32 protein-coding genes are annotated in these 25,178 nt (G+C 61.0%); 17 read left to right on the top strand and 15 right to left on the bottom strand.

Annotated features, from left to right (window positions below):
- Nucleotides 1-79: 79 nt before the first annotated feature.
- The 9 genes from EU556_RS25135 to EU556_RS25170 form a co-directional block, all read right to left on the bottom strand.
- Nucleotides 80-592 carry a YybH family protein gene (locus EU556_RS25135; RefSeq protein WP_135437009.1) on the bottom strand — a complete coding sequence of 171 codons (513 nt, stop codon included), beginning with the start codon at nt 590-592 and terminating at the stop codon, nt 80-82.
- A gap of 39 nt (nt 593-631) precedes the next feature.
- On the bottom strand, nt 632-1,777 hold the full coding sequence (locus EU556_RS25140; RefSeq protein ID WP_135437010.1) for an efflux RND transporter periplasmic adaptor subunit: 1,146 nt from the start codon (nt 1,775-1,777) through the stop codon (nt 632-634).
- Between the two features lie 11 nt (nt 1,778-1,788).
- Nucleotides 1,789-2,418: a hypothetical protein gene (locus EU556_RS25145; protein ID WP_135437011.1), complete on the bottom strand. Its 630-nt coding sequence runs from the start codon at nt 2,416-2,418 to the stop codon at nt 1,789-1,791.
- 12 nt (nt 2,419-2,430) lie between these two features.
- Nucleotides 2,431-3,672, bottom strand: a complete 1,242-nt coding sequence (locus tag EU556_RS25150) for a TolC family protein (RefSeq protein WP_044019241.1) — start codon at nt 3,670-3,672, stop codon at nt 2,431-2,433.
- 103 nt (nt 3,673-3,775) lie between these two features.
- On the bottom strand, nt 3,776-4,333 hold the full coding sequence (locus tag EU556_RS25155; RefSeq protein WP_052381920.1) for a heavy metal-binding domain-containing protein: 558 nt from the start codon (nt 4,331-4,333) through the stop codon (nt 3,776-3,778).
- 86 nt (nt 4,334-4,419) lie between these two features.
- Nucleotides 4,420-5,148 (bottom strand): DUF305 domain-containing protein, encoded by a 729-nt coding sequence (locus EU556_RS25160; RefSeq protein ID WP_052381919.1) that lies wholly within the window; start codon nt 5,146-5,148, stop codon nt 4,420-4,422.
- 42 nt (nt 5,149-5,190) lie between these two features.
- Nucleotides 5,191-6,153 (bottom strand): heavy metal-binding domain-containing protein, encoded by a 963-nt coding sequence (locus tag EU556_RS25165; RefSeq protein WP_052381918.1) that lies wholly within the window; start codon nt 6,151-6,153, stop codon nt 5,191-5,193.
- Nucleotides 6,154-6,222: 69 nt separating this feature from the next.
- On the bottom strand, nt 6,223-6,354 hold the full coding sequence (locus tag EU556_RS26735; protein ID WP_262709687.1) for a hypothetical protein: 132 nt from the start codon (nt 6,352-6,354) through the stop codon (nt 6,223-6,225).
- 130 nt (nt 6,355-6,484) lie between these two features.
- Entirely contained in the window at nt 6,485-6,982 is a 498-nt protein-coding gene (locus tag EU556_RS25170) for a hypothetical protein (RefSeq protein WP_135437012.1), read from the bottom strand.
- Between the two features lie 396 nt (nt 6,983-7,378).
- Between EU556_RS25170 and EU556_RS25175 the strand changes: the two genes are divergently transcribed.
- The 17 genes from EU556_RS25175 (at nt 7,379) to EU556_RS25255 (ending at nt 21,076) form a co-directional block, all read left to right on the top strand.
- A complete protein-coding gene (locus EU556_RS25175) occupies nt 7,379-9,709 on the top strand; it encodes a heavy metal translocating P-type ATPase (protein ID WP_317128735.1) in 2,331 nt (776 codons plus the stop codon).
- A 34-nt stretch (nt 9,710-9,743) separates the two neighbouring features.
- On the top strand, nt 9,744-10,121 hold the full coding sequence (locus tag EU556_RS25180; protein WP_044019239.1) for a cupredoxin domain-containing protein: 378 nt from the start codon (nt 9,744-9,746) through the stop codon (nt 10,119-10,121).
- A gap of 5 nt (nt 10,122-10,126) precedes the next feature.
- The gene (locus EU556_RS25185) at nt 10,127-10,753 is read left to right on the top strand and encodes a helix-turn-helix domain-containing protein (protein WP_135437013.1); all 627 of its coding nucleotides are present in this window, start codon (nt 10,127-10,129) and stop codon (nt 10,751-10,753) included.
- Nucleotides 10,754-10,872: 119 nt separating this feature from the next.
- A complete protein-coding gene (locus EU556_RS25190) occupies nt 10,873-11,502 on the top strand; it encodes a DUF305 domain-containing protein (protein WP_135437014.1) in 630 nt (209 codons plus the stop codon).
- A gap of 20 nt (nt 11,503-11,522) precedes the next feature.
- On the top strand, nt 11,523-11,903 hold the full coding sequence (locus EU556_RS25195) for a DUF6122 family protein (RefSeq protein WP_262709688.1): 381 nt from the start codon (nt 11,523-11,525) through the stop codon (nt 11,901-11,903).
- Nucleotides 11,904-11,937: 34 nt separating this feature from the next.
- Nucleotides 11,938-12,246, top strand: a complete 309-nt coding sequence (locus EU556_RS25200) for a phosphoribosylpyrophosphate synthetase (RefSeq protein WP_135437015.1) — start codon at nt 11,938-11,940, stop codon at nt 12,244-12,246.
- A 65-nt stretch (nt 12,247-12,311) separates the two neighbouring features.
- Nucleotides 12,312-13,286 carry a DUF4396 domain-containing protein gene (locus tag EU556_RS25205; protein WP_245326374.1) on the top strand — a complete coding sequence of 325 codons (975 nt, stop codon included), beginning with the start codon at nt 12,312-12,314 and terminating at the stop codon, nt 13,284-13,286.
- A gap of 99 nt (nt 13,287-13,385) precedes the next feature.
- On the top strand, nt 13,386-14,636 hold the full coding sequence (locus EU556_RS25210) for a hypothetical protein (RefSeq protein ID WP_135437017.1): 1,251 nt from the start codon (nt 13,386-13,388) through the stop codon (nt 14,634-14,636).
- A gap of 53 nt (nt 14,637-14,689) precedes the next feature.
- Nucleotides 14,690-16,546, top strand: coding sequence for a DUF4209 domain-containing protein (locus tag EU556_RS25215; RefSeq protein WP_135437018.1), 1,857 nt, complete (start codon nt 14,690-14,692; stop codon nt 16,544-16,546).
- 8 nt (nt 16,547-16,554) lie between these two features.
- The gene (locus EU556_RS25220; RefSeq protein ID WP_044019229.1) at nt 16,555-17,139 is read left to right on the top strand and encodes a hypothetical protein; all 585 of its coding nucleotides are present in this window, start codon (nt 16,555-16,557) and stop codon (nt 17,137-17,139) included.
- 71 nt (nt 17,140-17,210) lie between these two features.
- On the top strand, nt 17,211-17,486 hold the full coding sequence (locus tag EU556_RS25225; RefSeq protein WP_125433336.1) for a hypothetical protein: 276 nt from the start codon (nt 17,211-17,213) through the stop codon (nt 17,484-17,486).
- A gap of 229 nt (nt 17,487-17,715) precedes the next feature.
- Entirely contained in the window at nt 17,716-18,051 is a 336-nt protein-coding gene (locus EU556_RS25230; protein WP_125433335.1) for a helix-turn-helix transcriptional regulator, read from the top strand.
- A complete protein-coding gene (locus tag EU556_RS25235) occupies nt 18,045-19,340 on the top strand; it encodes a type II toxin-antitoxin system HipA family toxin (protein ID WP_135437019.1) in 1,296 nt (431 codons plus the stop codon). The genes EU556_RS25230 and EU556_RS25235 overlap by 7 nt, the downstream gene beginning before the upstream one ends.
- Before the next feature lie 231 nt (nt 19,341-19,571).
- Complete coding sequence (locus tag EU556_RS25240; RefSeq protein WP_044019301.1) at nt 19,572-19,940, top strand: ArsR/SmtB family transcription factor; 369 nt, start codon at nt 19,572-19,574, stop codon at nt 19,938-19,940.
- A complete protein-coding gene (gene merTP / locus EU556_RS25245; protein WP_052381917.1) occupies nt 19,937-20,560 on the top strand; it encodes a mercuric transport protein MerTP in 624 nt (207 codons plus the stop codon). The genes EU556_RS25240 and merTP overlap by 4 nt, the downstream gene beginning before the upstream one ends.
- Before the next feature lie 12 nt (nt 20,561-20,572).
- Nucleotides 20,573-20,821, top strand: coding sequence for a GDCCVxC domain-containing (seleno)protein (locus tag EU556_RS25250; protein ID WP_052381937.1), 249 nt, complete (start codon nt 20,573-20,575; stop codon nt 20,819-20,821).
- Between the two features lie 42 nt (nt 20,822-20,863).
- Nucleotides 20,864-21,076, top strand: coding sequence for a hypothetical protein (locus EU556_RS25255; RefSeq protein WP_044019220.1), 213 nt, complete (start codon nt 20,864-20,866; stop codon nt 21,074-21,076).
- 96 nt (nt 21,077-21,172) lie between these two features.
- Here EU556_RS25255 and arsB read toward each other — a convergent pair whose 3' ends face one another.
- The 6 genes from arsB to EU556_RS25285 all read right to left on the bottom strand — a co-directional run bounded on the left by arsB (nt 21,173) and on the right by EU556_RS25285 (nt 25,136).
- Nucleotides 21,173-22,279 carry an ACR3 family arsenite efflux transporter gene (gene arsB, locus EU556_RS25260; RefSeq protein WP_135437020.1) on the bottom strand — a complete coding sequence of 369 codons (1,107 nt, stop codon included), beginning with the start codon at nt 22,277-22,279 and terminating at the stop codon, nt 21,173-21,175.
- Nucleotides 22,280-22,293: 14 nt separating this feature from the next.
- Nucleotides 22,294-22,788, bottom strand: a complete 495-nt coding sequence (locus EU556_RS25265; protein WP_044019218.1) for a GNAT family N-acetyltransferase — start codon at nt 22,786-22,788, stop codon at nt 22,294-22,296.
- Nucleotides 22,789-22,800: 12 nt separating this feature from the next.
- Entirely contained in the window at nt 22,801-23,574 is a 774-nt protein-coding gene (locus tag EU556_RS25270) for a metallophosphoesterase family protein (protein ID WP_135437021.1), read from the bottom strand.
- A gap of 72 nt (nt 23,575-23,646) precedes the next feature.
- Nucleotides 23,647-24,105 carry a DUF6428 family protein gene (locus EU556_RS25275; protein WP_044019216.1) on the bottom strand — a complete coding sequence of 153 codons (459 nt, stop codon included), beginning with the start codon at nt 24,103-24,105 and terminating at the stop codon, nt 23,647-23,649.
- 29 nt (nt 24,106-24,134) lie between these two features.
- Nucleotides 24,135-24,485 (bottom strand): ArsR/SmtB family transcription factor, encoded by a 351-nt coding sequence (locus EU556_RS25280; RefSeq protein WP_044019299.1) that lies wholly within the window; start codon nt 24,483-24,485, stop codon nt 24,135-24,137.
- Nucleotides 24,486-24,929: 444 nt separating this feature from the next.
- Nucleotides 24,930-25,136, bottom strand: a complete 207-nt coding sequence (locus EU556_RS25285) for a heavy-metal-associated domain-containing protein (RefSeq protein ID WP_125433329.1) — start codon at nt 25,134-25,136, stop codon at nt 24,930-24,932.
- Nucleotides 25,137-25,178: the final 42 nt, after the last annotated feature.

A 25,178-nucleotide genomic window follows, 5' to 3' on the forward strand; every position in this document is an offset into this window, starting at 1 on the left:
GAAGCGAGGGGGCCGGAAGGCCCCTCCCCTCCCGGAATCGGCAGCGTCCCGGACAAGTAGCCCAGGCCCACCGGACTGCTTATTTTTTAGGACGGGGGGTGCGAGCCGAGGAGTGGGTGCTCATAATCTGCCACTGGCCGGCGGCGTTTTTGCGCAGCACCGACGTGGCCACCCCGCGGCGGACAACAGGCGCCTTGGCCTGCTTATCCTGGGGGCCGTTCTTGAGACTGATCGTGTAGGTGTAAGTCTCCGTCGCGAAGGCGTAGGGACCGTCGACCTGCACGGCGGCCTTGTAGTCGCTAAAGGTGAAGGCGCTGAACTCTTTCAACTCCGGCCCCAGATGGTGCTCGGCATAGTGGCGGTAGGTGCCTTCCACCCCGCCCGACTCAAACACCTGGGAGTTAGGTGCGAACAGGCGGTGGGTGCCCGTCGTATCGAGTTTTTGCACGGCCTGCTGGTACTTGGTCAGCACCATTTTCACGGCGGCCTCATCGGCAGCGGAGCCGGCGGCGGGGGCCGTCTGGGCCTGTGCCGTGGCGGCGGTAAGGATCAGTAGGGCAAGCAAAGCGGCAAAGGCAAAGCGATTTTTCATGGCAAGCGGACGGAGCGTGAGGCCACCGGGTAGGGGGCACTATTGGTTGAGGTAAATGGACTTGAGCTGGTAAGTGCCGGCGGTCACTACCCGGTCATTTTCGTTGACCTGGCCTTGCAGCAGTACCGTTTGCTGCCCGTTGACCGCTCCCGGCTGCACAAAGCGAATCTTAAAGTGCTCGGGCTCGGTGTGCACGAACACGACGGGTTTGCCATTGAGGTCGGTGATAGCGGAAGTGGGTACTACCAGCTGGGGCCGGCCCCCACCCGTCTGACCTACGACCTGCACGTTCACCGCTTGGCCCGCGCGGTAGGCACTACTCTCGGTAGCGTCCAGCTCCAGCACCAATTGGCGGGCCTGGTTCACGGGGTTCACCACGTTGGAGAACACCACGAGCCGGGCCGATACACCGGCCTGCCCCTGCAGGCCTTCCACGCGGAACTGCGCGCCGGGCGTGATCTTAGCCAAGTCCTGGGCAAACACCTGAGCTTCCACCCGCAGCTTACCCGGGTTCAATACCCGCAGCAGCTCGTCGCCCTGGTTTACCTGCTGGCCCACGGCCAGGTTGAATACGTCCACCGTGCCGCTCACCGGCGAGGTAATGGATATTCGGCGCTGCTGACCCTGCCCGTTGTAAATGCTGGCGTTCTGCCGGGCCTGGCGCAGGCGAAGCTCGGCCGCCACCACGTCCTTGCGGGCCGCGATGTCGGCGATGCTCTGCAGCCGGGCATAGTCTTGTTGGGCGGCGCGCAATTCGGCCTGGGCATTAGCCCGCTCGGTGCTGAGTCCAATCTGCTGGGTAGCATCCAGGGTTTGCTCGATAACGGCCAGCGTCTGCCCGGCCCGCACGGATTGGCCCACTTGCGCCGAGAGGCTCACGATGCGCCCCCCCTGGGGCACGACGACTCGCCCTTCGCCCCCGGCTGCCGCCGATACCGTGCCGTAGAGCGTGGCCCGGCTATAGGTGGTGGAGTACTCGGCCAGGTTGGTCCGTACCTGAAACAGAAACTGACTTTCTTTGGGCAGCAATACCTCATCGGTCAAGGCCACGCCGGTGCTGGCTTTGGCTTCGCCACCGTGGTCTTCCCCCCCGTGCGCCTGTACCGTACCCGGCGGAGGCAACAGCACGGTCAATCCGAAGCCAGCTGCGGCTGTGGCCGCCAGGAATTTATAGTGGGTCTTCATATCCTGAATGATTAAGAAATGGGCGTGCGGTGGCGGGCAGTCAAAGCCGGCTCCGAAGTGTGCAGCACTGAATCCGGGGATTGGCGCCGGCGGCGCAGCAGCAACGCTGTCAGGGCGATGCCGAGCACGAAGGCGCCCACCACGGCCAGGATGGTTCTCCAGGAGGAAAAAAGCGATGGGGTCACAGTGGAAGTGGCAGCCGCCACCGGCAGCTTCTCCCCTACGTTGATACCTTCCAGCAGCAGCAAGTCCGCTTTGTCGCCAACCACAATGTTGGCCGCAAAGCTGTAGGTCTTGTTGGCGGGGAACTGGCCTTCCACCAGGTACACCCCCGGCTCCTGTTCGGTCACCGCCCACTTCAGGTTGGCATCTTCCGGGTTGGTAAGCGTGAGCTTGGCGCCTTGGAGAGGGACGTTGGTGGCGTAGTCGGAGAGGAACAGGCGCAGATCGGCCGGCTTACCCCCTTCCAGCGGCTCGTAGCGCAGCAGCGCCTCAAACTGTTCCGAGAGCGCGGCGACGGAAAACGACGTGGCCCCGGCTGGCGTCGATGCTTTGGCGCCGTCGCCGTGGTCTTCGCCCCCGTGAGCGGAGGCAGAGGCGCTTAGCAGCAGGCCCAGCAGCAAAATCAGGAGTTGTTTCATGAGGATTGACGGTTATTCGCCCCGCAGGTAGTTAAGCTCGACCAAAGCCTGGCGGTAGTCGCGGATGGTGGTCAGGTAGGTATTCTGAATGGCGAACGCCTGGTTCAGGCTCAAAATCAGCTGTAGGTAGCTGACTTCCCCGGCGCGGAACAGGCGCTGGGATTGGCTGATAATGGCCTGTGACTGGGGCAGACCGGTTTGTTCGTAGTAGCCCAGCGAGGCCGCAAACTTGCGCGAGTCAGCTAGGGCCTGCTGATACTGTCCACTCAACTCCAGCCGCTGGGCCTGGAGCTGATAGTTGGCGGCCTGGGAGCGAGCCGTAGCCGCCTGCAGCTGCGAGCGGTAGGTCCAGAACCAGATGGGAACCGATACCCCAAACTGGAAGCGGTAGCGAGTAGGCGAATAATCGTACCCCTGATTCTGATAGCCCACCGTCAGAGCCGGTGTGCGCCGGGCTCGAACTAAGCTGATGCCCGACTGGCTCAAGGCCACGTTCTGGGTGGCAGCCGCCAGCGTAGGGCTACGTACCAGGGCGGTGCTGTCTTCGGTGGGCAGACTGCTGAGCAGCGCCCCACCCACCTGCCCCAGTTCGGGGCCGGTGCGGCGCAGGTCGGTGGTGGTGGTCAGGGCCGCAGTGGGTTGGCCCAACAGCAAGCCCAGGCGGCGCTGGGCGGCGCGCTGGTCGGCAGTCGCCTGCTGCAGCTGCACGGTCACCTGCCGCGCCTCGGCGTCGGTGCTGATGCGCTGCAGGGAGGTGACTTCGCCGGCGGCGAACAGGCGCTCGGTGGCCACGCGCAGGGCGCGAAACAGGCTGTCCTGATAGGTAAGCTGTCGCACCTGCGCCTCGGCAAACTGCAGGCTGAGGTAGGCCAGGCGGGTATCGCGCAGCACGCTGGCCCGGCTCACCTCGCGGTTGCGTTCGGCCAGGGTAACACCTGCCTGGGCCACTTGGCGCTGGCGCCGGTAGACGTTAGGCAAGTCGATGGTTTGTACTACGCCGGGGGCCCACATTTCCCCCGTGGGCGCCGAGAACAGAAAGTCCGGGTTGGCGGGTGCGAAGGAGCCCCGTTTGAGCGCGCGCTGCTCCTCGATTTCGCGATCAGACTGCCGCAGCCGTGGGTGCCGCCGCAACGTGAGGGCTTCGGCGCTGTCGAGGCTGATGGCGGTTTGGGCCCGCGCGTCTTCTAGGAGCAACCCAATCAGCGCCAGCACCAGCAGCCCTTGCGCTGCCCATTTCAGGTTTAGAAACTTCATATTGTCAGGTTAGAGCCCGTCATGGGGCCGCCCACCGTTGCAGCGGCGAGCGGCCCGAGACGGAGAGGGTTCGGACGCCGGGCGTCCGAGAAGCAGGCTCCGCCTAGGCCTTTTTCACGAGGGCCATGCCGCACTTTGGGCAGGTGCCAGGCTTCGAGCTGGCGCTGCCTTCGCACTTCATGGGGCACTCGTAAGCGGCGCCAACCGCCTTGCTACCCTGAGCCCCCGCGTCGAGCTTGTCGAAGCGGGTGTTAATGGCTTTGCCATCGGCTTTCAGGCTGACGATGGCCGTGCGCACTTTCGTCCCGGCGGGCAGTTTGGCCACCAGGTGGTCGGTACCACCAGCTACCAGCGTCACGGTCATAGTTTTGTTGTCGGTGGTTTGCACCATCACCGTGCCCGAGAGCGACTTACTGGGCACGGAGGCATTTTTATCGGCCAACAGGTAGATGTGCAACTCACCAGTGTGCTGCACCAGCTCCATGTGGTAGGGGTTGGCCGAGCGTACTACGCCGCCGTGCGGGGCTACGTGGGCGTGGGTTTCGCCAGGTGCGGTGTGGGCATCCGGCTTGCCACCGGCGTGCGAGTGCTGGGCCTGCGAGGCCAGGGGAGCCAGGGCAAACAGAGCGGCGGTCGTCAGGGAAATGCTGAAAAGCTTCATGGAGGAGAAGAATATCGAATGGGCAGTGGGGAGGAGTGAGGTGGTCGGCAATAGGCTTCTTTCGCCAGTGCCGCCGGCCACCCGGATTACATTTTGTCGGCGTTTTTGCCGTGCCAGGCCTTGAATTCGGCGATTTCCTTCTGTTGGGCGTCAATCATCATCTGGGCCATCTCCTTGAGCTTGGTGTCCTTGCCGTGCGCCAGTTCGGCTTTGGCCATGTCCACGGCGCTTTGGTGGTGCACCGTCATCATCATGTTGAAGTTCATGTCCGGGTCGGCCACCATGCTGGGCAGGTTCTGCATCATGCCGTCCATGGAGGCCTTCATCTTGCTGGTGAAGGGGTCGATCGGATCCATTGGCTTATAGTTATTGGGGGCGGAGTCTAGCCGCTCAGCAATGGGCTCCAGCTCACTGATTTCCTTTTGCTGATCAGCCTTGATCTTCTCGGCCATTTGCCGCATGGTGGCGTCCTTGCCGTCGCGCAGCTCGAGGTCAGCCATGGCTAGGGCACCTTTGTGGTGCTCCAGCATCATGTGGGCAAAATCGTGGTCGGTGTTGCCCTTCATCTTCATGGCGTCCATTTTGGCCATCATATCGTTCATGGCCATCAGCATGGGAGATTCACTGGTGGAGGTCTCACTGCTCACCTTTGAATGATCCATGCCTGCCATCGAACCGGAACCCGCCGCAGCATCAGTGGTGGCGGTTTCCATGGTGCTTTCCGTGGCAGTGGTGGCATCAGCTTTCTCATTGTTGCAGCTGCTCAACAGCAACGCGGAACAGAGGGTGGCGAGGAAAAAAGTGGTTTTTTTCATGGGGTTGGATGGTTTGTAAAAAGGGAACTAAACAGGGATGCCTCAGCTAGCGGCCGTGCCCTTCACGTTGATAGTGAAGTCGCCGGTATGGATCTTACCGCCGTGGTTGAACTGCAGGAAGACGCGGTAGAGGCCAGGAGCTTCGAAGTTGGTGTTGAAGCCGATCCGCGGGCCTTTGTCGGCTTGGTCATTGGGATGCACGTGCAGGTAGCGCTCCGTGTCCTGGCTAATGACCACCACGTGGCCCAGGGCACCGAGGTAGTTGTCCAGGTCAGTGACCGGCTGGCCGTCCTTTTGGATGGTGATGCTCATGCCCAGCAGCTGACCCGTGGTGAGCGGCTTGTCAAAGGAGAGCGTGGCCTGGTAGCCATCCTGCTCCCACTGCATGTCATCATTTTTGAACGTTACCGGGGCGTACTTCGGGCCCTGCACCGTGATGGGCTGGCGGCCCAGCTGGTGGCCAGCTCCCGTGGGCGTGTAGTCCTGAAACAGCACGTAGTCGCCGCCCTTGGGGAAAGTGTAGGTGACCTTATAGTTGCCCTGGGCAGTATAGTCGGGGTGTTCGTGGTAGAACTGGCCCAGGTCCTTGCTGACGATGATCAGGTGAATTTTCTTTTCGTGCACCAGGGCCAGGGGCACGGGCGCGGCCTCGTTGCCGACTTCCTGGGGGGTGAAGACGAGCTGCGAGGGCTGCCCGGCCGTGAGTTGCATGGGCTGCGGCTCAAACTTCATGGCGTAGGCTTTGCCGTTGCCGGCCGCCTGATCGTTGTGTTCGAGCTTCATGCCGCACTTGGGGCATGTCTCCCCGGCCTTGGTGCTGGTCACCTCGGGGTGCATGGGGCAGGCATAGGTGTGGCCGGCGCCGTGATCCGCCCCGGCGCCGGCTGGCGCATCCGTGGGCGTGGTTACGGTGTTAGTGGCGCTACTCGACTCGGTTTCGGAAGAGCAGCCGGCCACGGTCAGGACGCTGGCCAGGGCCAGCAGCGAAAGGGGTACGCGATGCATGGGGGAGGAAATGAGTGATGAAAAGGGGGGGGGGCGCTTCTCAGGGCGGCCCAGGGCTCCAGCCAGTGCTTAGGCCTGCCACTGCTGCCAGAGCACGAAGCTCAGCGTGGCGGCCAGCACGGCGTAGAGCAAGTAGGAGAGCAGGCGACGGCCCGGCCCTCGGCGGGGCGGCGTACCAGCTTCTTCGCAACAACTCTTCATTGCCGGGAGGAAAAAACCAGGAAGAAAAAGGGGAAGGGGCGCGGCCGGACCACGCGCGACGGGCAAACGAAAAGGCCCGCCCCGGACATAGCACAGCTATGCCGGCGCGAGCCTTAGCGCGTCGGAAAAATCAGACAGTCAGCGACTGGATGAAAATGCGGATATCGGGTATTTTGGGCTTTAATTGCCGCCGCGCCACCAGCAGCACGGGACGCGAACGGTCCCACTGCTGAAAGCGGAACACTACGGTCAGGGGTGCTGGCGGCAGAGCCACCGGCATGAACGCCATTTTCTCAATTCCCGCCTTGGGCGGATGCGCCAGCGAGGACCATACGGTTGCGGCATCATCCTGGCAGCAGGCACCCTTAGGGCCGTGCTGGTGCGAGGTCCCGGAAGCGGGGGCTTCGCGCTCGTCGTGGTGGTGAGCCGCCGTCGCGTTGAGGCCAGCCCCATGGGAATGGGGCGCTTGGTGCTTGGACGACGCTGGCTGCGGGTGCTCATGCGCCGGCGTGCCGGCCGGGTGCTTGTGCGACGCCATGGCTTGAGCCGGGGCCGCTGGCATTACCAACGCACAGAAGACTTGCCCAAAGAACACGTTGAGGAAGACCACCAGTAAGGAGGTCGCCATCGCGCGTCGGGAATGGGTCTGGAGTCGGAACATTGGTACAGGTCAACTGCAAAATTATGGGAAAGGTTTACATAGTATTCTACTGCTACTCTGGCCTCCCTAGCTCGGCGGCTAAGCCCCTTTCCTCCCCTACCGCCCCAGAAATGGCCTTTTCAGCGTCTGCGGGCCTTCCCAGGCCCCGTTCTGGTTTTGACCCGCTGGGAGTACACCCGGGCTATGCTGGAAATCTTATAAGCTCAGCGACTGAATTGTGTACGTGCCGGCACACTGGACGACGGGGTATGCAAATGTTGTAAGCGCAAAGCTCAATTCTGCACATCTATTGGGTACCGAAGCCAGTTTACTTCGTGTTGACCACAACGAGCAACTTACCGCTCCCCACCAACGCTACTACTCGTGGAAACCATACCCCATCATCACCCCACCCCGGCGGCACCCGCCCAGCCAGCGGCGCCCGCTGGCGGCACCGAGACCGCCACGCTTAACATCGAGGGCATGACCTGCGCGTCCTGCTCCAACTTTGTGGAGAAGGCGCTCAGCCGCACGCCCGGCGTGCAGCGCGCCACCGTAAACCTGGCCAGCGAAAAGGCCACCATCGAGTACCTGCCGGGCCAGATTGACCGCGCCGGCCTGAAGGCGGCCGTGGAGCAGGCCGGCTACGGTGTGCACGAGCCGGTCGCGCCGGCTTCGCCCAACGTGCTGGCTTCCGACCAGGAGCTGGACCAGCGCAAGGCCGAGGCTTACCAGAAGCTCAAACGCCGCTTCCAGGTAGCGGTGGGGCTGGCCGTGGTCATCATGCCGCTGAGCATGCTCATGCTCTGGCCCCGGATGATGAACCTGATCCCGACGCCGGTACTCAACTACGTGCTGCTGGCCCTGACATTGCCCGTGCTGCTCTACAGCGGCCGCGAGTTTTACGTCTCGGCCTGGAACGGCTTCCGGCACCGCACCGCCAGCATGGACACGCTCATCGCCGTGGGCACCGGGGCGGCCTTTCTCTACAGCTTGGCCGCCACGGTGATTCCCCACTGGTTTATGCAGCGCGGCATCATGCCCGAGGTGTACTACGACACCACGGCCACCATCATTGCCTTGATTCTACTGGGCAAGGTGCTCGAAAGCCGGGCCAAGTCCAAGACCTCGGCCGCCATCAAGGCCCTGATGGGGCTGCAGGCCAAAACCGCCCGCGTAGTGCGGGGCGGGCAGGAAGTAGACGTGCCCATCGAGCAGGTCGTGCCCGGCGACGAAGTGGTGGTGCGCCCTGGGGAGAAAGTAGCTACCGACGGCGTGCTGCTCAGCGGCCACTCGGCCGTCGATGAGAGCATGCTCACCGGCGAGAGCCTGCCGGTGGAAAAGAAGCAGGGCGACAACGTGTTCGGGGCCACCCTCAACAAGACCGGCTCGTTCCGCTTTCGCGTCAGCAAAGTGGGCGCCGAAACCATGCTGGCCCAGATTGTAAAGCTGGTGGAAGAAGCCCAGGGCAGCCGCGCCCCCATCCAGCAGCTGGCCGACAAAGTCAGCGCGGTGTTCGTGCCGGTGGTGGTTATGATTGCCATCGTCACCTTTGTGCTCTGGTTTGACTTTGCCCCCGAAGCCACGCGCCTGCCGCTGGCGCTGGTCAACTTTGTAGCCGTGCTCATCATCGCCTGTCCCTGCGCCCTGGGCCTGGCCACGCCTACGGCCATTATGGTCGGCACCGGCAAGGGGGCCGAGCACGGTGTGCTGATTCGCAATGCCGAGGCCCTGGAGAAAGCGGAGAAGGTAACCACCGTGCTGCTCGACAAAACCGGCACTATCACCCGCGGGGAGCCCAGCGTGACGGACTTCGTGCCCGTCACCGGGGAAGCTACTGACCGCCTGCTGCCCCTGCTGGCCGCCGTGGAGCGGCAGAGCGAGCACCCATTGGCCGAGGCCGTAGTGCGCTACGCCGATGCCCAGGGCGCCGCAGCGCTGTCGGCCACCGCGTTTCAGGCCGTGGAAGGCCGTGGGGCCAGTGCCACGGTGGACGGGCAGGCCATTTTGCTGGGCAACCGCCGCTTGCTCATCGAGCACCAGGTGCCGATGACGGCCGCGGCCGAGCAGGCCGCCGCGCAGCTGCTGGACCAAGCCAAGACCGTGCTCTACGCCGCGATGGGCGGGCAGGTGGTGGCCCTGATTGGGGTAGCCGATACCGTACGCGACACGTCGGTGGCCGCGATTCGCCATTTGCAGCAAAAAGGCATTGAGGTGGTGATGATGACCGGCGACAACCCACAAACCGCCGCCAAGGTAGCCGAACAGGTAGGCATCAAGCGCTACTTTGCCGAGGTGCTGCCCGCCGATAAGGCCGGCAAGGTGAAAGAGTTGCAAGCCGAAGGCCGCGTGGTGGCCATGGTCGGGGACGGTATCAACGACGCGCCCGCCCTGGCCCAGGCCGACATCGGCCTGGCCATGGGCGGCGGCACCGACGTGGCCATGGAAGCGGCCGGCATCACGCTCATGCGCTCGGATTTGCAGGGCGTGGTCACGGCCATTGACCTCTCGCGCCAAACCATGCGCACAATTAAGCAGAACCTCTTTTTCGCCTTCATCTACAACACGCTGGGCATTCCTATTGCGGCCGGCCTGCTCTTCCCGCTCACCGGCTGGCTGCTCTCGCCCATGCTGGCCGCCGGGGCCATGGCCCTGAGCTCGGTGTCGGTGCTGACCAACTCGCTGCGCCTGCGCGCTTATAAGCGGACCGCATAAGGCGGCCTTTTCTTTCCTTTTTGTACGTTCCCCTATGGATACTACTCAGCTAATCGTCACCCTGGCAGGCGTGGGCCTGCTGGCCTTTGTCGGCTGGTTTTTCTTTCTGGCCCCGCACCGGGTGGCGGCGGCCGTTTCCTCGTCGGCGGGCATCCAGCAGGTCGACATCATGGTGAAGGGCGGCTACTCGCCCGACGTCATTGAGGTGGAGCGCGGCAAGCCCGTGCAGCTTAACTTTTACCGCGATGAGGAAAACAGCTGCTCCGAGGAGCTGCTGCTGCCCGACTTCAACATCCGGCGCGACCTGGCTCCGTTTAAAACTACGGCCATTGAGTTTTTGCCCCAGCAAGCCGGTACCTTTGCTTTCACCTGCGGCATGCACATGCTGCGGGGAAGCCTGGTCGTAAAATGAACATCATGACGCAGTCCGCCACTTCCACCCTACCGCCCCCCGCGGCCGGGGCGGTTCGCCTTTCCATCCGCAACATGGTGTGCCCCCGCTGCCTGCGGGTGGTGCAGCGCGAGCTGGAGAAGGCCGGGCTGGTGGTGGACGACGTGGCCCTGGGGGCAGCTAATGTGCGCATGGCGGATGGCAGTCCCCTACAGGAGCCCGTGGTGCAGGAAGCCCTGCAGGCCTATGGCTTTGCCCTGGTGGAGGATCCCCGCGATCAGCTGGTAGAGCAAGTGAAGGCTCTGGTGGTAGAGCTGATTCACTACACCCCGGTTGAGCTGCAGCCGTTTCACACCTATTCTCACTTCATCAGCCAGCGGATAGGGCGGTCCTACGCCTACTTGTCACACCAGTTCTCGGTGCGCGAGGGCCTGACGCTGGAGAAGTACATCATTCGCCAAAAGGTGGAGCGCGCCAAGGAGTTGCTCAGCTACCAAGATGAAAACGTAGCCAGCGTGGCCAAACTGCTCGGCTATAGCAGCGCCGCCCACCTGACCAATCAGTTCCGGCAGGTAACGGGCATGTCGCCTTCGGACTACCAGCGCTTAGGGCCGGGCAGCGCCGGGCGCGTGAGCCTTTCCAACCTTGTTTAAAGGTTCAGACTGGAAACTTTACAACGTTTTAGGTTCAATTGTGAGCAAACGGAGGCGGTATTCCACCGTTTAGTCAGGGGTGACACTTTCGTTACCTGTGTACCTAAATCCCTCTTACCATGCTCCGTTCTCTTCGACTTCCCCTGCTTGCTTCTATCCTAGCCTTTGGCACGCTGACTGCGTGCAATAAAGATGATTCTGATGGTCTTGAACTCATCAAGCATGATGAGAGCGTTTACATGCGTAATATGCATGAGAGCATGGCCATGATGGAAGCAATGCCCAAAACGCAAGACCCCGATAACGACTATGCCAGCATGATGATTATGCACCATCAGGTGGCTATTAAAAACAGTCAGGAGGAGTTGAAAAGTGGCAAGGACGCCACTATGAAGCAGATGGCCCAGACCATCATCGACAAGCAGCAGGCGGAAATCGCCCAGTTCAATGCCTTTCTGACGGGCCACCCGGCGCATGCCCCGGCCGTGCCAGAGTTCAATGCTTTGCAGATGATGAATATGATGCAAATGATGAAGGCAGTGGACCTTCGCCCGTTAACCGGCGACCCAGACTTTGATTTTGCACAGCTCATGATTGACCACCATCAGGCCGCCGTGGAGAATTCCGATGCGCTGCTCAAGTACGGCCGCGAGAACACGACCAAGGCCCTGGCCCAGCAAATTATCACGGACCAGAAAATGGAAATCAAGATGCTGCAGGACTGGCTGCTGGCCAATAAAAAATACTAGATGGCTGCTCTCCGGCACCGATGAAAAAGAGTGGCCCCGGTGGGGTCGCTCTTTTATTTTCTCCCTCCCCCTCCTTTTCCCCTGCGTTGCTACACATTGTACTGCATATGCTGGTGCCCGCAATAGTAGCGCTGGTTTTTTACCGGCCGCGTTGGCACCGAGTTTGGCTGGTTCTGGCGGCCGGCCTGCTATTGGATATAGACCATGTGCTGGCCACGCCCATGTTCGACCCCACGCGGTGCCGCATCAACTTTCACCCCCTGCATACTTACTGGGCCATGGGCATTTACGTGCTCTTGCTCTTTTCGCCCCTGACGCGCGTGTGGGCCGTGGGCTTTTTATTGCATATGGCGCTGGATTATGCCGAATGCTGGCAGCTGGGTATCCGCTGGCCACAGTAAGCGGCCTGGTTCTTTACGCTCCACACTGGCTTTTATGAAGCTCTCCGAAACGCTTTCTTTAGCCTTGCAGCAGTTGCGCAGCCGCGGCTATACCGAAGACTTCAGTTTGCAGCCTGATCATTTGTACTGCGCGGCTTACGATTTACCGCTCGGACCCGAGCAGTTTCAGGTCGATGTGATTTTTCGCTTTGAGAGGCATTCCGACCCAGGAGACCAATCCATTCTGTATGCTATCAGGGCAATTGGGTTAGACCTGCGGGGCGTGCTGGTAAATGCCTACGGCGTGTATGCTGACCCACTGACAGCCGCCATGGAGGCTAGGCTGCGCCAGCCGCTCCGCTGAAGATTCTTCTTTTTGGTCTTTTACTTCCTTTCCGTTTTACTTACTCCCCTCCCCTGATGCACCCAATGTCGGAGCCACTGTTTCCGCAGTACCTGCTGTGGATTTGGTTTACTTTAACCGCCCTTTCCGTAGCCTACGTGGCCTGGGACCTGTTTACCCGCACCCCAGAAATGAAGGTGATGAAATGGGGCTGGGTGCTGGTGACGCTCTACACCGGGCCGGTGGGCCTGCTCATCTACTGGTTTTCCTGCCGCGAGCCGGCCCCCGGCACCCACGAGCAGTTTGTAGCCCCGCTGTGGAAGCAAACCGTCGGCTCCACTATCCACTGCTTAGCCGGCGACGCCACCGGCATCATTGCGGCAGCCATCATTACCAGCTGGCTGCGCTTGCCCATGGGCATTGACATCTGGGTGGAGTACGCCGCCGGCTTCTTGTTTGGCTTACTTATTTTCCAGGCCTTGTTTATGAAAGACATGCTGGGGGGGAGCTATAGTAAGGCCATACAGGCCTCTTTTTACCCCGAATGGGTGTCCATGAATGCGGTCATGGCTGGCATGATTCCAACTATGGTTATCCTGATGACCCGCGACATGACGGCTATGGAGCCTGCCTCCGTACGCTTCTGGGGGATTATGTCACTGGCCACCCTGGTAGGAGCCCTCACGGCTTACCCCATTAACTGGTGGCTCGTGAAAAAACAGCTTAAGCACGGCATGGGCACCGAGCGTGCTCTTGGCAAAGGTGGCCCGCCACCCGAGCGCGCCACCGACCCCGCCATCACAGCTCACACCGCAGCCCACGCCGCGCACATGCGCGTAGCCGCTGATGCTTCAGCGCCGGGCGGTCAGCACGCTACTGGCCACCACAACATGGGCGGTCAGCATATATCGGCATCCCGCAAGGCTGCGGTAGCCTTGCTCTCCCTGCTTCTGCTGGCCGTGGGATATTACCTGGCAGCGCAGTACGGGGACCTATCGATGCGGCCGGGTATGCCAATGGATGCAATGCCCGGGATGGACATGCCCGGCCACCAGATGTAGCCGCCATTTCGCGAAATGCCGGGACCCGCGCCGGAAGCATGATGATTGGGCCCGGACTTCTGTGCAACTTAGCTACTGTATTGGTCCTACTCCCTTTTTATGTCTGCCGCCCTACCGCCCCTTATCCAATCGTACAAAGCCGATTCTGAATCCGTTTACAACACCTGGTTTATCAACAACGAGGAGCGGTTAAAGGCTTTTCGCTCCATCCGGCGCGGGGTACAGCAGGTGGTCAAGGACATCAAGGCCGGTAGCTTCGGCAACGATTTCAAGGGCACGTCGCTTGAATTTGTGCTCAGCGTCATCAGCGAGCAAAAGCAGGTGTTTCAGGGCGCGGCCCACCCCTTCTACTGGAAGCCCAAGCTGCGCATTCCCGACATCTACGAGCACGAGGACAATAAGCGTGCCTTCGGGCAATTTCTGGAAAGCTGTCTGGCCGCCACCACCGAGCAGCAATTACTACGCGAAATCGATCTGCTCGACCGCCGCAAAATCAAGGGGCTGGGCCCGGCCGTAGCCAGCATCCTGTATTTCCTGCACCCCACCTTGATGCCACCCTGCAACACGGCCATCGTCAACGGCTTCAATGCTTTATTCGGAGAGAAAATCAAGTTGGGCTCCTGGGCGGAGTACCTGCGCATGCGCGAGCGGCTACGCGACCTGAACCAGGAGCACCGTCAGCACCTGAGCCTGGACTACGGGGCGCTGGCGGGCTTGCTCTTCGACGTGGGCGTGAAGAAGATGATTGCCGGCGACCAGCAGTTTGCCAGCGACGAGGACCGCGATAAGTACCAGCAGCAAGCCCGCAAGCGCCACCAGGAGGTGCAGACCGAGGCCCAGGAGCAAAACCAGCACACCCAGATGCAGCACCACCTGCTGCGCATCGGCAAGGCCCTGGGCTGCGACGTGACCACGGCCATCAACGACCGCAACCGCTTGTGTCACGGCCAAAAGCTGTCATTTCTCTGCCTCGATCAGCACCCTGAGCTGCCCGTGCCGGCCGACGTGGCCAGCACCATTCGCCTCATTGACGTCGTGTGGTTTGCACCCGGTACTAATCGGGTGGTAGCCGCCTTTGAGGTCGAGAAAAGCACCAGCATCTACAGCGGCATTCTGCGGCTGACGGATTTGGCGTCTTCCATGCCCGAGCACGAAACGGCCCTCTACTTAATAGTGCCTGACGCCCGCGAGAAGGAAGTGCAGGCGCAGCTCTCGCGCCCGGCTATTCGGGCCGCTGGCGCAACCATCCACTACATTCTGTTCTCCGAACTCAGCCAGCACTGTGAGGCCTTGTGCAAGTTTGGCGACACGCCGTCGGCCATGCGCAAGATTGCGCGCAACGTCCTGTAATGGGAGCCAATCTTCCCGCCGCCTTGTTTAGGAAGCACCGGTAAAGCCACTACATGCAAGACCTTCAGAATTACCTGAATTACCTCGATACTGCCAGCGAAGATGTCAAGGACCATCACGCGATTACCTCGCGACTGGGCGAAATGGCTGTGCAGCTTACGGAGGCTGGGGACCATGAAAACGCCCGGTTGGCCCGAATAGAGCAGGAAGTAGTAGCCGCCAGTAAACAACTTGACAAAGGGGTAGGTTACCAAATCAGTGGTACCCGAAAAGACGAGCAGGGCGTGGAGCACGAGTTCGGCTGGCCGGATACGAGTGGGTATGGCGCGGCCGAGTATGCGTATGTGCAGCAGCGGTATCGGGCTTCCCCCAACCTTTATCTGAAGAGCGAATACGGTTTGTTTCTGTATTTGCGCAAGCAACTCCGCACCAATGAGGAAGTTCGGGACTTGGCGGCTACGCTCTTTCGATTAGGAAGCAGTTATATCGACAAACACCGCGTGGCCGGGGAGCGGGCCCACTATGCCCTGCATGCGATTGAGGTGTTGCGGAAAGCCTTTCACCTGGCCAACACGCGAAAAAACGACGCGGGCGTTGCAGAGCTGCTGCGCGCAATCGTCGACTACTTGGTGGACCTGCATGCTTCCTGGCCGTTGGAGAGCCGTTCCACCTTGCTGGTCTTGGCCTCCATCACCCGGTTGTTTACCGAGTATTACCGCTCGCTGAACAGTCCGGCGCAGGCCGATGCCTTGCTCGAACAAGATTGGCATGGGGTGCATCAACTGGCGCAAACTTACCGGCATGGCGCCATTGAGCTGGCGGCCGAGGCGGCGGAACTGGCCGTCAAAGCCCGCCGCGAACGGGAGCGGTGGTTGACGTTTCAGGCGCAGCAGCTGGAAGCGCTGGCCCAGGAAGCGGAGGCACAGCACAACATGACAGCCGTCACCTTTACGGAACGAGCCCTGCGCATCTACCGGCAAGTGAAAGACCAGCCTAATAGCCAGCGCCTGGAGCAGGAATATCAGCGCCTGCGTACGCGCTTTGCCTTGACGCAGACCCGCACCCAAATGCCGGACGAGGCCACCCGGGCGTTAATGGAGTACATCGATGAAGTTGTGCGTACCAAGGATGCCGAGGGCATTCTGACGGAATTGTGCCTGACGCCCATGTTCCATAGTTTGGATAAGGTGAGTGAGGCCGCCCAGGCCCAGCGTGACTCTTTCATGGACATGCTGCCCAAGAGCTTAGAAGACAAGCACGGCAACACGGTTCAGACGTTTTACACGGAAGAAGAGAAGGAGCAGTTTCAGTTTTTGAATACCTACAGCCTGCTGGCCCAGCTCTCTACCCAGACGTTGGTTAAACTGATGCTGGAAGCGTTTAAAGCTGGAAAGCTGACGGATGCCGCCATTGAAGCGTTCTTGCAGCGCAGTTGGCTGGGTGAGCCCCGTATGGTGGAATCGAGTGGGCAGCAAACCCAGACTTCCCCTTTGCGCCTAATCATGTCGGGCATTCGCCTGCTCTTCCAAGAACTGGAAGCGTGGCGGCAGGACCCTGATTATGAACCCGACTTCATTGCCAGCACGGATTCACTGACGTTGAAAGTCGAGTACCTGCTGCGCTACATCTGCGTACGGTTGAATATGCCGACTTTTAAGATGCGCGAGGGCTCGGAGGTGACCATGGAAAAGCTGTTGGACGAATTGCTGGCCGACTTGAAAGGGAAGCTTGAAGAAGAGGATCGGTTCTTTATCAAGTTTTTCCTCAGTGAGAAAGCCGGCTATAACTTGCGTAACCGCGTGGCCCATGGCTTGATGGACGACGACGAGTACGGCGTAGAAAACGTCTTTCTCGTCCTAACGATGATATTGAAATTAGCCTCGTACGAATTTCGTGCAGTAGTAGTATAAGAAGCGCCATGGAACCACAAGTAATGACGATTCGCAAGTCAATTGCCCGCTCTGACCGCCGGTCGGTGAAAGGCATTGACATGTGGTCGATGGACGCGGACGAATTTGTTCGCAACGAGCAGGCCAGCCGAAAAAATGCACGGGGTATTAGCAACAAATTCTCCCTGTTCGAGACCCTTGAGTTACTGGCCATCAAGACCAAGCGAAACCCAGTAACCGGCTTGGGCCTGGTTATCCCGAAGCTCTTGGCGCAGCTGGAGACGTTCCGCAACCTGTCGCCTAATTGGGATTCGTACGGGGCCTTGCCCACCGAGGAGCGCGCCCTGGCCCGTGCCCGCCAGCTCTTAAATTCCCTCTCGCTGCAGTTGGTCTACGCGCCGGCCGTAAGCGTGCATGTATTTCCTATGCGCGATGGTGGCATACAGGTGGAACTGGACCGAGACAATGCCTCGATGGAAATCGAGGTACACCCCGATGGAACCGAGGACTACCTGCTTTTCACGGCGCAAGGCGCTCTCATTGGCACTTACACTAGCCTCTTTGCTGCCTTGCGGCATTTTATTGATCCTCCGCGCCCAGCAAGCAATACATGAGTGTGCATCAGATAACCCCCGAGGATGAATTACTCCGAAGAATCATCTTACAGCCCCAGTTTTTTAAAGTAATGCCGGACGGTGTCCGCCGGCCTACCAGCGCCGCTTTCAAGATGCGCAGCGGAGAAGACGGCCTATCTGTCGATATCATGGCCCTGACCACATTGGAACAAGCCATTGCCACCCGTAGTACGCACACGGGTGCCTTGCTGGCGGCAAAGGTTCCGCTTGACAATCAGTGTCCTTGCGTCCACGACCCGGTAGCAGGAAATCCTGCCCACGCCCTCATCCGGAATGTAACACCGGCCTTGGCAAAGCTATTCGCCGTCAATGCCCGCCTCCTGTAGCGAACCGGGGCCTAGTTCTCCGTTTCCGTAGGGCCGAAGCCAAACACGCCAGGTATAAAACCAGTGGCAGTCAAGGAACCTATGTGATTTTGTAGTGGCCGCGGTACTAAGCAATTGGGAAGGGCCGGTAAATAAACTACGGATAATTCCGTGCCGCAGGCGATTCTTATATGTTGTACAAACGCAACAAACATGGTATATTTGGCCCTGTTTGTTGCGTCTGTACAACATGAATTGGTACTCTCTTTCCGACTTGGCCATCCTGCGCGAACTGGGCAGCAGCCTGCGCCAGATTCGGCTTAACCGCAACCAGTCCCAACAAGCGGTGGCCGAGGCCGCGGGCATCGACCGGGCCACCCTGAGCCAGATTGAGCACGGCCGGCCCACCTCGCTGCTCACCTTTGTGCAGCTGCTACGCACGCTGGAGCAGTTAGACTTGCTGGATACGCTGGTGACCAAAGCGGAAATCAACCCCCTGGCGCTGGCCCGCCTCGCCAAAAAGCAGCGCCGCAACGCCTCGCCGGCTTCATCCACGCCGCCCCCGCCCCCACCCGCTGAATGGTAGAGCTCGCTTTTGTTCGCTTGTGGGGCCAGCTGGTCGGCGCCGTGCGCTGGGATGCGGCCCGGTCGCTGGCCACGTTTGCCTATGACCCCGGCTTTGTGAAGTCCGGTCTGAACGTGGCGCCGCTGCAGATGCCGCTGACGGCCCGCGCCGGCCAAGTGTATTCCTTTCCCCGCCTCAACCCCGACACCTACCACGGCCTGCCCGGGCTACTGGCCGATGCGCTGCCGGACCGGTTCGGCAACCAGCTCATCGACGCCTGGCTGGCCACGCAGGGCCGCGCCGCCGCGGACTTCTCGCCGGTGGAGCGCTTGTGCTACATCGCCAACCGCGGCATGGGTGCCCTGGAATTCGAGCCCCAGGTGGGCAACGTGGCCGGGGCGGGGGCCGAGCCTGTGGAAGTGGCCGCCCTGGTCGAGCTGGCGCAGCAGGTCGTGGGCCAGCGCGAGGCCTTCCACGTCAACCTGCGCGACGAGGCGGCTGACGGACTGGCGGCCCTGCTGGCCGTGGGCACCTCGGCCGGTGGCGCCCGGCCCAAGGCCATCATTGCCTTCAACGAAGACAGTAGCGAGGTGCGCTCGGGCCAGGTAAAGGCCCCGCCCGGCTTTGGCTACTGGCTGCTCAAGCTGGACGGCGTGCGCGACCAGGCCCTGGCCGACCCCCAGGATTTCGGGCGGCTGGAGTACGCCTACTACCTCATGGCCACTGCCAGCGGCCTGCAGATGAGCGAGTGCCGCCTCTACGAGGAAGGGCCGCGGGCCCACTTCATGACCCGGCGCTTCGACCGCACGGCCGCGGGCGAGAAACTCCACGCGCAGACCTTGTGCGCGCTGGCCCACTACGACTACAACCAGCCCGCCGCCTATTCCTACGAGCAGGCCTTCCAGGTCATGCGCGACCTGCGCCTGCCCTACACGGCGGCCGAGCAGTTCTACCGGCGGATGGTGTTCAACGTGGTGGCCCGCAACCAGGACGACCACACCAAGAACATCTCGTTTTTGATGGACGCCGCCGGGCAGTGGCAGCTCGCCCCGGCCTACGACGTGGCCTATGCCTACCAGCCCGGTAACCGCTGGACCAGCCAGCACCAGATGGCCCTGAACGGCAAGCGGGACGGCTTCACCCGCGCCGACCTGCGGGCCGTGGCCCGGGAGATGAACATCCGCGGGGCCGACGAGCTGATAGACGACGTGCTGCAACAGGTGGCACGGTGGCCAGAGTTTGCCGCCACGGCCGGCATGAGCGAGGACCGTACTGCCGCAATTGCCAGTGCGCACCGGCAAGTAAAGTAGTTGGGAGCCGGTCCCTTGTTGGATAAACCAAGGAAGAATTCTGACCCGTAAGGGTAGTCCGGTTTTTCAATGCGGCCGGTTGTGGAAGTAGTCTTGAGTCTTCCTTGCACGCTGAAGCAGCTATTCAATAACGGACAGTCAACTACTCACTATACCTCATCTTTGTCTTACGCTAATTATTTAAGCGTTTGCTTAAATAAGAAAACAATAACTTTGTATAAACTCAAAGTTATGGCTGCTTCCTGCATCCGCGTCTTTGCTGACGCCGCCCACATTGAACACAGCAAGCAGCGTCTGGCTGCAGCTGCGCCGGGCATCGAAGCCATGGCGGCCGTGCTCGCGCTGGCCGGCAACGAGGTGCGGTTGAAGATGCTGTTTCTGCTGCTCGACCAGCAGCTGTGCGTGTGCGACCTGGCCGATGTGCTGCAGATGAATGTGTCGGCCATCTCCCAGCACCTGCGCAAGCTCAAGGACGGCGGGGTGATTCAGGCCCGCAAAGTGGGCCAGACCGTGTTTTACTCGCTGACCCCCGCGCATCAGCCATTGGTGCAGTCGCTGCTATCATCCGTTTCACCCGCCTTGACTGCCGCTGCCGTATGAACCAGCCCGCTTTCACTTCCTCCAAGTCCCTGGCCAGCACGGGCGTGCTGGCGGCGCTGGCCGCCTCGCTGTGCTGCATCACCCCGCTTCTGGCCATCATTGGTGGGCTGGGCGGCGTCGCCTCCACTTTCTCGTGGCTGGAGCCCCTGCGTCCTTACCTGGTGGCCCTGACGGTGGGCGTGCTCAGTTTTGCTTGGTACCAACAACTCAAGCCCGCGCCCGTGGCAGACGATGACTGTGGCTGCCCCGTGCCGGCTAAACCTTCCTTGATGCAGTCACGCGGCTTTCTGGCCAGCGTGACGGTGCTGGCCGGCCTGCTGTTGACCTTTCCCTACTACAGTGCGCGGTTCTACCCGTCGGCGGCACTCAAACCGGTGACAGCCACCAATACGGCGCCGGTGTGGCAAACGAGCTCCTACCGCATCGGGGGAATGACCTGCGAGGCCTGCGCCCGCCACGTGGAGCACGACGTGCAGCAGCTGCCGGGCGTGCAGAGCGTGCGCGTGTCCTATGACCAGGGCACGGCCCAGGTGCGCTATAATGCCGCCGTGACGCCCGTGGCCCAGATTGAAAAGGCCATCAACGGCACCGGCTATTCGGTGCTGAATCCTTCCCGCTAAATGCTCCCGGCTATGATTTCCCTCACGCCTTCTGCCCCTACCCCCTTGGTCACGCTGACGTCGGTGCTTACCTGTCCGGTTTGCCAGCATGCCCAAGCTGAGCAGATGCCCACCGACGCCTGCCAGTGGTTTTACGAATGCACCAGCTGCCACACCGTGCTCAAGCCCCTGGCCGGCGACTGCTGCGTGTTCTGCTCCTACGGCACGGTGCCTTGCCCGCCCATTCAGGAGCAGGGCACAGGGGCCTGCGGCTGCTGCTAGATGCCTTTCCTTCGCCTACTCACTCCTTTACCTTTCCATCTCATGAAAAATCTCCTGCTTGCCCTGACCCTGTTTGCCACCATCAGCAGCGCCGCGGCCCATGACGGCAAACCCGGCAAAAAGAACAAAAAAGCGGTTAAAGAAGCCACCATGCAGTGCTCGAAGGACGAGAAGCCCGGGGCCAGCTGCTGCGCCAAAAAGCCAACCACGGCCGCCGTGGTGACCCCGGCTGCTGCGGAAGCCGTTAAAAAGTAGGCTTCTTAGGCAGCGGTTACCATGCGGCCGCATGGACGCAAAAAAGCGCCTGACTCGTGAGGTAAGGCGCTTTATTGTTTGGATAGTCTGCCCCCATTACGCCTGCGCAGCCACGCTGTTCCCGTCGTACCAGCGGCGCCGAAACCAGAAGGCTAGGTTGACCAGTGCAATTAGTGCCGGCACTTCAATCAGCGGCCCGATTACGCCCGCAAACGCCTGCCCCGAGTTGAGCCCGAACACGCCAATGGCCACCGCAATGGCCAACTCAAAGTTGTTGCCCGTCGCCGTAAAGGCAATGCTGGCATTCTCGGCGTAATCGGCCCCCAGGTACTTGCCCGCCGCGAAGCTGAGCACGAACATGATGCCGAAGTACAGGGCCAGCGGCAACGCAATGCGCAGCACGTCCAGCGGCACCTGCACGATGCTTTCCCCCTTGAGGCTGAACATGACCACGATGGTGAGCAGCAGCGCTACCAGCGTCACGGGACTGATGGCCGGGATGAAGACCTGCTCGTACCACTCATTTCCTTTGAGCCGACGCAACACTAGGCGCGACAGAAAGCCCGCGGCAAACGGAATGCCCAAGTACACCAGCACGCTCTGCGCGATGTTCCCAATGCCAATGTGTACCGCGTACCCTTTCAGCCCGAAGTAAGGCGGCAGCACGGAGATGAACAGCCAGGCCAGCAGGGAGTAAAACAGCACCTGAAAGATGGAGTTGAGTGCTACTAGCCCGGCCGCGTATTCCCGCGAGCCGTCGGCCAGGTCGTTCCATACCAGCACCATGGCAATGCAGCGGGCAATGCCAATGAGAATCAGGCCCATCATGTACTCGGGCTTGTCGGGCAGCAGCCAGATAGCCAGAAAGAACATCAGCAGCGGGCCGAGTATCCAGTTCAGGAACAGCGAGAGGCCAATGATGCGCGTGTTCTTGAACACCGTCGGCAGCTGCTCATACTTCACCTTGGCCAGTGGCGGGTACATCATCAGAATCAGCCCTACGGCCAGCGGCACGTTCACCGTGCCCACCGAGAAGTAGTTGATAGCCCCGTTGATGCCCGGCACCATATAGCCCAGGGCCACGCCCAGCGCCATGGCCAGGAATATCCACAGGGTCAGCCCCCGGTCTAGGCCCGAGAGTTTCTTTTCCGCCAGCGCGGCCGGAGCCGGCGCGGCGGGCAAATGTTGATTCAAAGTCGTCATAAAAAGCAGTTGTATTAAGCGATGCCGACGGTCGGGCTGCGCCGCTCCATCTGCACCGTGTTGCGCCACACGCCGTGGTGCTGGCCGATTCGTTCGCGGTGCCCAATCACCCGGAACCCCGCCTGCGTGTGCAGGCCGATGCTGGCTTTATTCTCTTCAAACGTGCCGGCCTGCAGCGTCCAGATGCCATGAGCTTCCGAATCCGCAATCAGGGCCTGCAGCAGCTGCCGGCCCACGCCTTGGCCCCGCGCCTCGGCCCCGATGTAGATGCTGATTTCGGCCACCCCGCCGTACACGCAGCGGCTCGATACCGGCGAGAGCGCCGCCCAGCCCAGCACCGTGCCAGCCTCGTCCACCGCCACCAGCCGGCTATGGCCCAGGTGGGCGGTATCCCATGCTTCCCAGGCCGGTGCCTGCGTTTCAAACGTGGCATTTCCCGTCGCAATGCCAGCTTCGTAAATGGCCTTTACCGCCGGCCAGTGCGCGTCCGTCATCGGAATAATCGTCATGGCAGAATCCGTTTAATAGGCGTTACGGAGCATGTCCGCGTATTCGTTGGGCAGCGGCGAGGCCTCGACGGCCTGCGCTGCCTTCTCCACGTCGTACTCAACCCGCACCAGCTCCGAGCGCACACTGTTAGGGTCCGTCAGCTGGGTGTTTTCGTCCAAGTGCAGCAGTTGGTAAGCGGCCCGCGGGTCGCCGTCCTTGGGCTTGCCCACCGAGCCAATGTTGAGCGCGTGGCGGTAGCGGGTTTCACCCTCGTGCTCGTAGGCAAACGTGCGGTGATAGGGCTTGTGGGTGTGCCCAAATAGCAGGATGTCGGCGTTGGCATCGGCCAGCACCCGCAGGAAGCTGGCCTCGGGCCGGTCCTCGAACAGGTACTCGTTAATTTTGCGTGGGGAGCCGTGCACCATCAGCAGGCTCAGCGTGTAGGGCTCCTCCTGAAAGTCCAGCCGCATGTGCTTGGGCAGGTAGCGTAGGTAGCGCCGCTCGTCCGGGCCGACGATGTGATTCGTGTACGCAATGCTCTGCGCACCCAGTCCCTTTTCCACATCGGTTTTGTAGGCGCAGCCGCAGTTCTCGCTGGCCAGCCCGATGCCCTGGTCGTAGTTGCCGGCCAGCGTCGGGATGCCGCGCCGCCTCACCTCGTTCACCACCTCGTTGGGCCAGGGGGCGTAGCCCACCAAGTCGCCCAAACAAAAAATCATGTCGGGGCGGCGCTGCTCCATATCGGCCAGCACCGCTTCCAGCGCCGGCAGGTTGCCGTGCACGTCGGAGAAAAAGGCAATTGTCATCAGAAACGAAGAAGAAATGCGGGGATTTAAGCAAAACGGCGCTGCCCTGTAGGGTAGCGCCGTTAAGAGCGGTTAGCAGCACCCGCCGCCTGGGGTGCAGCAGGCGGTTTGCAGTTGCGGGAGCGCAATCTGGTGTTCCGCAATGCCGCAGGCATCCTGTGCCAGGCAGGCCGTCTGTTTGGGCGTCAGCACGAAGTCCGTGCCGTCGAACGCAAGGCCGAATTTGCCAATGGTGTCCTGCTGGTATTCTACCTCGATGTCCAGGTCCTCGCTGCCGAGAATCTTCTCCGAGAGCTTCAGAATGTGCAGGAATTTCTGTGGGGCCAGTCGGTGGTCGTAGTCGCCGGCTTCCCACAGCTGAAAGTTGGCCACGGTTTCCCGACGTTCTACGCCGCCGCAGTCGATGAAATGCTTGCTCACTAAGCCTACTTCCGTCACGTGGAAGTGGGATGGCAGGTAATCGCCGGTGGGCAGGCGGAAGTTAACGGCGTCGAGTCCGGCCAGGGACTGCTTCATTTCGGAGATTTTCATGGGTTGGAGCGGTTTGGTGAAGGATATGGTTAGCAGCCACAGGCGTCGGCCGGCCCGCAGGCCGCGCTCGTCGTGGCCTCGATGAAAAAGGCCGTGAATTGCTGGTGCACCTGGCGCAGCAGTTCGGTATTCAAACAGTAACAGACGGTGAGGCCATCAATTTCCCCGCGAATCAGGTCCAGGGCTTTCAGCTCCTGCAGGTGCTGAAAGACGGTGGTGCGCGAGAGCGGCAACTCCGCCGCAATGTCCCCGGAAATGCAGGTTTGCTTACTGGCCAGCAACTGAATGATGGCCACCCGGGCGGGGTGAGCCAGGGCTTTGGCCACGCGGGCCAGCTGCTGTTGCTCAGTCGTAAAGGCCGTGGTTTTCGCGGTTGTCATAAAGAGGTCAGTAACTATGTCGTAAATATACGACATAGTATGTCGCAAGTTTACGACATAAGGAAAATATTTTTCACAAGGCCAAAAAAAAGCCTGAGCCGGCGCCGCGCAACTGCATGGACGACACGGCTCAAGCCTATTTCAAGCGAATGACTAGCTACCTATTTTTTGGTGCAGCAAGCGGGCACACCTGCCAACGTGCAGGCCGTGCCCTTGTCCGGGCAGTTTTTCACCAAGGGGCACTCGGGGGTGCCTTTCAGGGGGCAGTCGGCAGCGGTCGGGCTGGTAAAGCCGAACAGGACACCGCCAGAGAGCAGCACCGCAGCACTGAACATCAACGCTTTGCCTTTCCTGGCTGGGTGGTTAAAACGCAACAGCCCGGCCCAGCGGATGATGTTAGCGGGAGAACGGACCGGGCGCCGTTAAGTAAAAGCGTTGCGTCGGTTAGGCTTTCTCGGCCTGGAACCCGGCGTCGGCCACAAGCGCCAGGACCTGCGCCTCGCTTAGGTCGGTGGTCACGGTTAGCACCTTGCTAGGGTTCTCCGTGTCCACTTGCCAGGAGGCAATGGCAGGCTCCCCGTTCAGAGTGGGTGTTACCGCGCGGACGCAGTTGGCGCAGTTGATGTTGGTGGTAAAGCGAAGCGTATTCATGGGAGAAAGGAAGGTGGGGCCAGCAGTGGCCGCTTCAAATAG

This window comes from Hymenobacter fodinae (genome assembly GCF_004745825.1).
GTDB classification, from domain to species: Bacteria; Bacteroidota; Bacteroidia; order Cytophagales; family Hymenobacteraceae; genus Hymenobacter; species Hymenobacter fodinae.

Excerpts from the sequence above, each read along its gene's own strand:
- EU556_RS25135 (WP_135437009.1), bottom strand. The coding sequence starts at position 592 with ATGAAAAATCGCTTTGCCTTTGCCGCTTTGCTTGCCCTACTGATCCTT.
- EU556_RS25140 (WP_135437010.1), bottom strand. The coding sequence starts at position 1,777 with ATGAAGACCCACTATAAATTCCTGGCGGCCACAGCCGCAGCTGGCTTC.
- EU556_RS25145 (WP_135437011.1), bottom strand. The coding sequence starts at position 2,418 with ATGAAACAACTCCTGATTTTGCTGCTGGGCCTGCTGCTAAGCGCCTCT.
- EU556_RS25150 (WP_044019241.1), bottom strand. The coding sequence starts at position 3,672 with ATGAAGTTTCTAAACCTGAAATGGGCAGCGCAAGGGCTGCTGGTGCTG.
- EU556_RS25155 (WP_052381920.1), bottom strand. The coding sequence starts at position 4,333 with ATGAAGCTTTTCAGCATTTCCCTGACGACCGCCGCTCTGTTTGCCCTG.
- EU556_RS25160 (WP_052381919.1), bottom strand. The coding sequence starts at position 5,148 with ATGAAAAAAACCACTTTTTTCCTCGCCACCCTCTGTTCCGCGTTGCTG.
- EU556_RS25165 (WP_052381918.1), bottom strand. The coding sequence starts at position 6,153 with ATGCATCGCGTACCCCTTTCGCTGCTGGCCCTGGCCAGCGTCCTGACC.
- EU556_RS26735 (WP_262709687.1), bottom strand. The coding sequence starts at position 6,354 with ATGAAGAGTTGTTGCGAAGAAGCTGGTACGCCGCCCCGCCGAGGGCCG.
- EU556_RS25170 (WP_135437012.1), bottom strand. The coding sequence starts at position 6,982 with ATGGCGACCTCCTTACTGGTGGTCTTCCTCAACGTGTTCTTTGGGCAA.
- EU556_RS25180 (WP_044019239.1), top strand. The coding sequence starts at position 9,744 with ATGGATACTACTCAGCTAATCGTCACCCTGGCAGGCGTGGGCCTGCTG.
- EU556_RS25185 (WP_135437013.1), top strand. The coding sequence starts at position 10,127 with ATGACGCAGTCCGCCACTTCCACCCTACCGCCCCCCGCGGCCGGGGCG.
- EU556_RS25190 (WP_135437014.1), top strand. The coding sequence starts at position 10,873 with ATGCTCCGTTCTCTTCGACTTCCCCTGCTTGCTTCTATCCTAGCCTTT.
- EU556_RS25195 (WP_262709688.1), top strand. The coding sequence starts at position 11,523 with ATGAAAAAGAGTGGCCCCGGTGGGGTCGCTCTTTTATTTTCTCCCTCC.
- EU556_RS25200 (WP_135437015.1), top strand. The coding sequence starts at position 11,938 with ATGAAGCTCTCCGAAACGCTTTCTTTAGCCTTGCAGCAGTTGCGCAGC.
- EU556_RS25205 (WP_245326374.1), top strand. The coding sequence starts at position 12,312 with ATGTCGGAGCCACTGTTTCCGCAGTACCTGCTGTGGATTTGGTTTACT.
- EU556_RS25210 (WP_135437017.1), top strand. The coding sequence starts at position 13,386 with ATGTCTGCCGCCCTACCGCCCCTTATCCAATCGTACAAAGCCGATTCT.
- EU556_RS25215 (WP_135437018.1), top strand. The coding sequence starts at position 14,690 with ATGCAAGACCTTCAGAATTACCTGAATTACCTCGATACTGCCAGCGAA.
- EU556_RS25220 (WP_044019229.1), top strand. The coding sequence starts at position 16,555 with ATGGAACCACAAGTAATGACGATTCGCAAGTCAATTGCCCGCTCTGAC.
- EU556_RS25225 (WP_125433336.1), top strand. The coding sequence starts at position 17,211 with ATGCCGGACGGTGTCCGCCGGCCTACCAGCGCCGCTTTCAAGATGCGC.
- EU556_RS25230 (WP_125433335.1), top strand. The coding sequence starts at position 17,716 with ATGAATTGGTACTCTCTTTCCGACTTGGCCATCCTGCGCGAACTGGGC.
- EU556_RS25235 (WP_135437019.1), top strand. The coding sequence starts at position 18,045 with ATGGTAGAGCTCGCTTTTGTTCGCTTGTGGGGCCAGCTGGTCGGCGCC.
- EU556_RS25240 (WP_044019301.1), top strand. The coding sequence starts at position 19,572 with ATGGCTGCTTCCTGCATCCGCGTCTTTGCTGACGCCGCCCACATTGAA.
- merTP (WP_052381917.1), top strand. The coding sequence starts at position 19,937 with ATGAACCAGCCCGCTTTCACTTCCTCCAAGTCCCTGGCCAGCACGGGC.
- EU556_RS25250 (WP_052381937.1), top strand. The coding sequence starts at position 20,573 with ATGATTTCCCTCACGCCTTCTGCCCCTACCCCCTTGGTCACGCTGACG.
- EU556_RS25255 (WP_044019220.1), top strand. The coding sequence starts at position 20,864 with ATGAAAAATCTCCTGCTTGCCCTGACCCTGTTTGCCACCATCAGCAGC.
- arsB (WP_135437020.1), bottom strand. The coding sequence starts at position 22,279 with ATGACGACTTTGAATCAACATTTGCCCGCCGCGCCGGCTCCGGCCGCG.
- EU556_RS25265 (WP_044019218.1), bottom strand. The coding sequence starts at position 22,788 with ATGACGATTATTCCGATGACGGACGCGCACTGGCCGGCGGTAAAGGCC.
- EU556_RS25270 (WP_135437021.1), bottom strand. The coding sequence starts at position 23,574 with ATGACAATTGCCTTTTTCTCCGACGTGCACGGCAACCTGCCGGCGCTG.
- EU556_RS25275 (WP_044019216.1), bottom strand. The coding sequence starts at position 24,105 with ATGAAAATCTCCGAAATGAAGCAGTCCCTGGCCGGACTCGACGCCGTT.
- EU556_RS25280 (WP_044019299.1), bottom strand. The coding sequence starts at position 24,485 with ATGACAACCGCGAAAACCACGGCCTTTACGACTGAGCAACAGCAGCTG.
- EU556_RS25285 (WP_125433329.1), bottom strand. The coding sequence starts at position 25,136 with ATGAATACGCTTCGCTTTACCACCAACATCAACTGCGCCAACTGCGTC.